Annotated in this window: 1 protein-coding gene and 1 pseudogene; both read right to left on the reverse strand. The window is 67.1% G+C overall.

Annotation, left to right across the window (positions count from 1 at the left end):
* Nucleotides 1-878: pseudogene (locus MOV75_RS39170) on the reverse strand (chemotaxis protein); the annotation flags it as partial.
* Between the two features lie 5 nt (nucleotides 879-883).
* Nucleotides 884-1,120: chemotaxis protein CheB (locus tag MOV75_RS39175; RefSeq protein ID WP_309487013.1), on the reverse strand; the 237-nt coding region annotated here is incomplete at its 5' end.

Genomic DNA, 1,120 nt, shown 5'->3' on the forward strand with positions numbered 1-1,120 from the left:
ACGATCTGGCCGACGTCACCGCCGAACTCGCGCTGGGCATCCCTCAGCTGTGCCGCCTGCAACTGGCAGATCGCGCGCATGCCGTGATCGCCCGGGACCGGTTCGGGGACGAGGCTTGACGCGGATTCCGACGCAAGCTTGAGGCCGTGCGACACATGTTCGAGGCGCTGCCGCGTGCTGTCGCCTGCCTGCAGCGAGATGATCGCGCTGCCGACCGCCTCGGCGATCTTCCTGGTGCTGCAACTGGCGCGATCGGCCAGATGGCTGCTCTTGCTGCGCTGATCGCGCAATCCGGAATAGGCCGCGCCGAGTTCGGCGCTCTCCGACATCAGTTGGGCCCGATAACGGCTCTCGAACTCCTTCTGTCGGCTGGAGGCGGTGGCGACCGCCTCGGACAGGCGTTGCTGGTCCCGCGCGCAGCCTTCGATCGAGCGCTGCACCGCCCTGCCGAGATCATAGGCTTCCTGGGTGAAAGCGAGAAAGCCCTCGCGGTCGCCGTCGAGCGAGGCCGCCTCGATCCGCGCGCTGCGCGCGATGATGGTGATCATCTGGATGTGCTTGAACAGCGGCTTGAGCAGCGAAGACGCCTCTGCCGTGCTCTTGCCGATCGTCTCCAAGAGGGCGCTCTCCGCCGGCAGCGCCTGCGCCAGCTCACTCAGCCGCGCGGCGATCTCCTGCAGCGCCGTTGCAGCGCCCTCGATCTCCGCGCCGGAGAGCTCACCCGAGAGCATCGCGAGACCCTGGTTCAGCTCCTTGAAGATGAGGTGACCGCGTCCGAGTTCGTGACCGACGCGCGCGAAGACGTCCTCGATCCGCGAGGAGACGTCCTCGATCGCGGCACTTGCCTCAGCGAGCGTATCGGCCGGAACGGGAGACATGGCCATCAACCTGCCACCGCGGCGTGCCCGGCCTGATACCAGAGCATGATCTCGCGCGGGATATGATGCAGCGAAACGACCTTCTCGACACCGCCATGCGCGATAGCTTCCTTGGGCATGCCGAACACAACGCAGCTGTCCTCGTCCTGCGCCCGCGTCGAGGCGCCGAGCTTGCGCATCTCCAGCATCCCGCGCGCGCCGTCGTCGCCCATGCCGGTCATGATGACGCCGAGCGCGTTGGC

It is taken from the genome of Bradyrhizobium sp. PRIMUS42 (genome assembly GCF_023006515.1).
In the GTDB taxonomy this organism is placed as follows: Bacteria; Pseudomonadota; Alphaproteobacteria; order Rhizobiales; family Xanthobacteraceae; genus Bradyrhizobium.